Source organism: Kytococcus sp. HMSC28H12, assembly GCF_001816045.1.
Taxonomy (GTDB): Bacteria; Actinomycetota; Actinomycetes; order Actinomycetales; family Dermatophilaceae; genus Kytococcus; species Kytococcus schroeteri.
Genome location: NZ_KV824639.1, coordinates 1 through 5,925, shown reverse-complemented (window position 1 = coordinate 5,925; position 5,925 = coordinate 1). Strand labels below are relative to the sequence as shown.

General features: G+C 73.0%; 4 protein-coding genes. 2 read left to right on the top strand and 2 right to left on the bottom strand.

Annotated elements, in window-relative coordinates; all coding sequences use genetic code 11:
- Nucleotides 1-167 precede the first annotated feature (167 nt).
- Complete coding sequence (locus HMPREF3099_RS10095; RefSeq protein WP_070705845.1) at nucleotides 168-2,240, bottom strand: acyltransferase family protein; 2,073 nt, start codon at nucleotides 2,238-2,240, stop codon at nucleotides 168-170.
- A 140-nt stretch (nucleotides 2,241-2,380) separates the two neighbouring features.
- Nucleotides 2,381-3,685 (bottom strand): homogentisate 1,2-dioxygenase, encoded by a 1,305-nt coding sequence (locus HMPREF3099_RS10090; RefSeq protein WP_070705844.1) that lies wholly within the window; start codon nucleotides 3,683-3,685, stop codon nucleotides 2,381-2,383.
- A gap of 77 nt (nucleotides 3,686-3,762) precedes the next feature.
- On the opposite strand from HMPREF3099_RS10090, the gene HMPREF3099_RS10085 reads away from it, so the two are divergent.
- Together HMPREF3099_RS10085 and fahA are read left to right on the top strand one after the other, a co-directional pair.
- Nucleotides 3,763-4,689: a hypothetical protein gene (locus HMPREF3099_RS10085; RefSeq protein ID WP_141494152.1), complete on the top strand. Its 927-nt coding sequence runs from the start codon at nucleotides 3,763-3,765 to the stop codon at nucleotides 4,687-4,689.
- Complete coding sequence (gene fahA / locus HMPREF3099_RS10080) at nucleotides 4,686-5,924, top strand: fumarylacetoacetase (RefSeq protein WP_070705842.1); 1,239 nt, start codon at nucleotides 4,686-4,688, stop codon at nucleotides 5,922-5,924. Before HMPREF3099_RS10085 ends, fahA begins: the two co-directional genes overlap by 4 nt.
- The last annotated feature ends 1 nt before the right edge of the window (nucleotide 5,925 follow it).

Genomic DNA, 5,925 nt, shown 5'->3' with positions numbered 1-5,925 from the left:
GGCGGAGCTGCCGGCCGCCGCCCTGCGCCTCTCGGCTGGGGAGCAGGCCGTTCCCACGGTGTTCGTCGACGAGCAGCCCGCCCCGGCCACCGGCCACGCCTGAGGCTCCCAGCAGACGGCTGGGCCCCCACCGCACACGGTGGGGGCCCCGCAGGGTCGGGCGGCCGTCAGTGCTCGGTGATCGCCCGCTGGATCTCGACCACGTAGTGCACCTTGCCGATGTAGTCCGGGTGGGTGCCGTCGCTGAGGAACCAGTCGTCGTGGCCCTCGGAGACGCCCTTCCAGTCGGCGATGGTGACCTTGGGGTCCAGCTCCTCGTCCTCCAGCCCGTCGAAGACGGCCTGGTTGTCGGCGTCCCAGCTGGTGTTGGAGTTGGGGCGCACGAGCACGACGTGCTTCACGGCCTTCTCCTTGGCCAGGTGGGTGGCGGCGTCGACGAGGTCGTCCTTGTTGATCCGGCCGTTGTTGCCGGTGTGGACCACGACCACCTCGCTCTTGATGTCGTGGGCCTTGGCCGCCTTCTCCGCGTAGCCCAGGACCTCGCTGGCCTGGACGCCGACGGTGGCCCGCAGGTCGAGGGCCCCGAACGCGCGGGAGATGACCGGACCGGCGGACATGGCCACGGAGTCGCCGAAGACGGTGACGTTCATGCACTGCGTGCCGTCGCCCACCTTGGTGCCGTCGGAGGGGACCGGCAGCGTGTCCGCGCCGAGCTTGGACTGCCCGAGCCACTGCGGGTCGGCTCCCTCGGCCACGCGGTCACCGCTGATCTTCGAGGGGTCGCAGGCAGCACCCTTGCCCCCCTCGGTGGGCGGCGGGGAGGTGGGCGATGCCGTGGGCGTCTCCTCCGACTGGTCCGGGACACCGGCCTGCGGGCCGTCGGGCGCCGGGGTCTGGTCCCCCGAGGGTGCGGTGCCGACGTCGGCGTTGCCCAGCACCTCCTCCACCTTCTGCTGCTCGACGGCCTGCGGGTCGGTGGTCGCGGCCACCGCGCCCAGGGTGGCCGTGAGGGCCACCACGGTGGTGGTCAGCCCGGCGGCCGCGGTCAGCGGTGCCCGGCCGGTGCGGCGCAGACGGTCCCACGTGGCGCGCAGGCCGTGCACACGCACCGGGTTCTCCACCAGGCGGTAGCTCAGCTCGGCCAGCAGCAGGGTCAGGCCCCAGCGCACCAGGTGCACCACGGGCTCGGGCCACTCCACGTCGATGCCGGGCCGGGTGAACGCGGCGATGGGCCAGTGCCACAGGTACAGGGAGTACGAGCGGGTGCCCAGGTAGCGCAGCAGCGGCAGGCTCAGCAGCCACTCCACCGGACCGGGGCGGGTGGCGGCCACGACGAGCACGACCACCAGGGCGGCCAGGGCGGCGAAGCCCCATCGGTAGAGCCACTCGGAGGTCTCGGCCTGGGTCACGAAGAACCAGCCGAGCCCGCCCAGGCCGGCCAGGCCCAGCAGGGTCCACAGCACGCCGGCGCGCTTGAGGGGCGCCCGGTCGCTGAAGCCTGCGCCACCCCGCAGGGCGGCCAGGGCAGCACCGGCGAGCAGGCCCATCGCGTGGGAGTCGGTGCCGAAGTAGAAGCGGCTGGCGTCCCCCGCGGCCGGCAGGTCGGCCGCGGCCGTGCCCATCCCCATCCACAGCGAGGAGGCCACCGCACCCACGAGGGAGATGGTGAACACGGCCCAACGGCGGGCCGAGGCCTTGGTGAACGCAAAGGTCAGCCCGGCCACCACCAGCGGCCAGACCAGGTAGAACTGCTCCTCCACGGCCAGGGACCACAGGTGCTGGAGCACCGGCGGCCGGCCGGCGGCCTCGAAGTAGCTGCGCTCCTGGAACACGTACCACCAGTTGGAGGTGTACGTGGCCGCGGCGAGCACGTCGCCCACGTAGGAGCGCACGGCGGTGCGGTCGAGCACCAGCATGGCCACCGAGACGACGAGCAGCAGGAGGAAGACCGCCGGGAACAGGCGCCGCACGCGGCGCCCCCAGAAGTGCTTGAGGTCCACCGTGGTCGGGCTCCAGCGCGTGATCAGCTGGCTCGTGATGAGGTATCCCGAGAGCACGAAGAACACGTCGACGCCCAGGAAGCCGCCGTCGAGGCCGGCGTCGAAGTGGAAGAGCATCACCGACACGACGGCCAGGGCGCGCAGCCCGTCCAGACCGGTGAGATAGCGGCGTCCCGAGGGGGCGCTCCGTGCCGTGGCCCGGGGCCCTCCTGCGCTGCTCGTCGAGACCTGCTGCCCCACCTGGGCTCCTTCCGCGAAGTCGGTCCGTCGCGGCCGACCGGCCCCGACACAGTGCTCCCGTCCGACGTCCGCCGGGCGGGAGCGTCACGCTACTCCCAGAGGCTGGACGCCCACTGGGACCGTGGTCGGATGGCGTGGCCTCATTCCGTGGCCGGCGGAACCTCGTCCTCCCCGAGCGGACGCTGCTCGGTTGCAGTGCGCTGGGCGGAGTTCTGCCACGACCAGGCGTACTTCCCGTCGTCGCTGGCCAGACCGCCCTCTCCCAGGTCGAGGGGGCGGAAGGTGTCGACCATCACAGCCAGCTCGTCGAAGTACTCCACGCCGATGGAGTTCTCGTAGGCCCCGGGCTGGGGGCCGTGGGCGTGGCCGCCCGGGTGGAGGCTGATGGAGCCCTGCCGGATGCCACTGCCCTTGCGTGCCTCGTAGTCCCCGTCCACGTAGAACATGACCTCGTCGGAGTCCACGTTCGAGTGGTAGTAGGGCACCGGGATGCTCAGCGGGTGGTAGTCCACCTTGCGCGGCACGAAGTTGCACACCACGAAGTTGTGCCCCTCGAACACCTGGTGGGCGGGCGGCGGCTGGTGGACGCGGCCGGTGATCGGCTCGTAGTCGGCCACGTTGAACACGTAGGGGTAGAGGCAGCCGTCCCAGCCCACGACGTCCAGCGGGTGGAAGGGCAACGTGTGCACAGTGCCGCCCTGGCCGCCGGTGGAGTCCTCCCCCGTGGCGCGGTGGCGGATGTACACCTCGGTCTCGTCGTCGGCCGCGGCACCGATGTCCTCGGCCAGCAGCGGCCCCTCCGGTCCGCGCAGGTCGCGCTCGCAGTAGGGCGCGTGCTCCAGCAGCTGCCCGAACCGCGAGAGGTACCGCTTGGGCGGGCCGATGTGGCTGGAGGCCTCGATGGCGTAGACGCGCAGCGGCTCGGAGTAACCCTCGTCGCCGGCGTCGCGCGGGATCCACCGGTGCGTGGTGGCGCGCGGCATCACCAGGTAGTCGCCCTGCCCCACCTCGAAGGCGCCCATGACGGTCTCCACGCGGGCGTTGCCGCGCTCCACGTACAGGCACTCGTCACCGATGGCGTTCCGGTACCAGGGGCTCGTGGTGTCGGCCACCACGTAGGACAGGCGCACGTCGGCGTTGCCCAGCAGCAGCCGTCGACCGGTCACCACGTCGACGCCCTCGGTGGGCTCGTCCCCGCCGAACAGGTCGTGGGGGCGCAGGTGGATCGGGCGCAGGGGGTGGTTGGGGGTCAGCGTGGCGTCGGGCAGGTCCCAGACGCGGGCGTCGCTGATGGTGGAGGGGATGTTGCGGTGGTAGAGCAGCGAGGAGTCCGACGAGAAGCCCTCCTCGCCCATGAGCTCCTCGTAGTACAGCCCGCCCTCGGGCGTGCGGTGCTGGGTGTGTCGCTTGGGGGGAACCGATCCGACGGAGCGGTAGTACGCCATGGCTCGTCCTCCGGGTGGTGGGGCGGTGTGGGCGCACCGGGAGTGATGTACGCCACGCGTACGTTAGCGTGCGCGGCATGGCGACCCCACCGGCGATGGAGCGACTCACCCGCGCGTTCGTGGACGACGCGGCGATCTTCCCCCCGGGGCTCTCCCCCTTGCCCGATGCCGTCGCGCAGCACCGCGTCTGGCGCACCGCCCCGCTCGGCTCCCGCCTGGGACCGCTGCTGCTCTCGGTCGACGCCGTGGCGCAGCTCCCGCAGGTGCTCGCGAACTCCCCTGCCACCTCCGACGCCGCTGCCCTCCCGGTGGGCATCGCCGCCCGCCCCGGCACCGGCACCGAGGCGGTCACCCGCGCCGTGGCCACGCTGCGCGGCCTCGGCGAGCAGGTGCGCCTCGAGGTGGTGGAGCGCGCCGCGGACGCCGACTGGCACACCACCGCCGACCACGGTGTGGACCTTGCCCTCGAGGCGCCCCGCGACCCAGCCACCCTGGAGTCCCTGCTCGACCGCCTGGCCGCCTCGGACCGCACTGGCGGGCCCCGGGTCGTGGCCAAGTGGCGCACCCAGGCATCCCCGGCGGGCCCCGTCCCCACGCCGCAGGAGCTCGCCGGGTTCATCACCTCCTGCGTGGAGCGCGACGTGCCCTTCAAGCTCACCGGCGGCCTGCACCACGCCGTGGCGCGCACCGCGCCGGCCCAGTCCGGCGAGGGCACCGAGGAGATGCACGGCATGCTCAACGTCGTGGTGGCCACCCACGGCGCCCTCTGCGGACTGGGTCCCGACGACGTCGCCGCCGCGCTGGCCGAGCGCGACGCCCGCGCCGTGGCCGACACCGTGCTGGCGCTCGACTCCGGCGCCGTCGAGGGCGTGCGCGCCGCGTGGACCTCCTTCGGCTGCTGCGGCGTCACCGACCCGCTCACCGAGGCCGCCGAGCTCGGCGTACTCGACCCGTCCACCATCGCCAGCACCCCCTCCCACCCCACCGACGAGGAGCCCGCATGACCGCCTGGCCCGACCTGCCCGCCGACCACCCCTTCGGCCCGCACAACCTGCCCTACGGCGCCTTCCTCACCCGCGACGCCGCGCAACCCCGGCTGGGCGTCCGCATCGGCGACGAGGTGCTGGACCTGCCGGCCGCCCTGCACGCCACGGGCGCGGACACCGGCGGCGCCTGGGCCGGCGCCCTGCAGGAGCCGACGCTCAACCGCCTGCTGGAGCTCGGCCACACCGCGTGGACCGGCGCCCGCGAGTGGGTCACCGGCCTGTTCGCCGAGGAGGCCGACCCAGCGGTGGTGCGCCCGCACCTGCTGCCGCTGGGCCAGGTGGAGATGGTGCTGCCCTTCCACCCGGCGGACTACGTGGACTTCTACGCCTCGGAGCACCACGCCACCAACGTGGGCCGCATCTTCCGCCCGGACCAGGCGGCCCTGACCCCCAACTGGAAGCACCTGCCCATCGGGTACCACGGGCGCTCCAGCACCATCGTCGTCTCGGGCACCGACGTGGTGCGCCCCAGCGGCCAGCGCAAGCCGAAGGACGCCGAGGTGCCCACCTTCGGCCCCAGCCAGCGTCTGGACATCGAGGCCGAGCTGGGCTTCCTCGTCGGTGGCCCGACGACCGTCGGCGAGCGCGTCTCCGTGGACGACGCGGCCGACCACCTCTTCGGTGTGATGCTCTTCAACGACTGGTCGGCGCGCGACCTCCAGGCCTGGGAGTACGTGCCGCTGGGCCCCTTCCTGGGCAAGTCGTTCGCCTCGTCGGTGGGCGCCTGGGTGGTGCCCATGGCGGCCCTGGAGCACGCGCGCACCGAGCTCCCCACCCAGGACCCCGAGCCGCTGGACTACCTGCGCGGTGACGGCAGCGGCCTGTTCGGCCTGGACATCGAGATGGAGGGGCGCCTCAACGGCACAGTCGTCAGCCGCCCGCCCTACCGGGAGATGTACTGGTCGCCGGCGCAGATGCTCGCGCACATGACCGTCAACGGCGCTGCCCTCTCGGCCGCGGACGTGTTCGCCAGCGGCACCGTCTCCGGCGACGAGAAGGCCGAGCGCGGGTCCTTCCTGGAGCTCTCGTGGAGCGGTCAGGAGCCGATGCGGCTCGAGGACGGCTCCGAGCGCTCCTTCCTCGAGGACGGCGACACCGTGACGATCACCGGCTGGGCACCGGGACCGGACGGCTCCCGCATCGGGCTGGGTGAGGTGACCGGGACGATCCGCCCCGCCACCGAGCTGGGCTGAC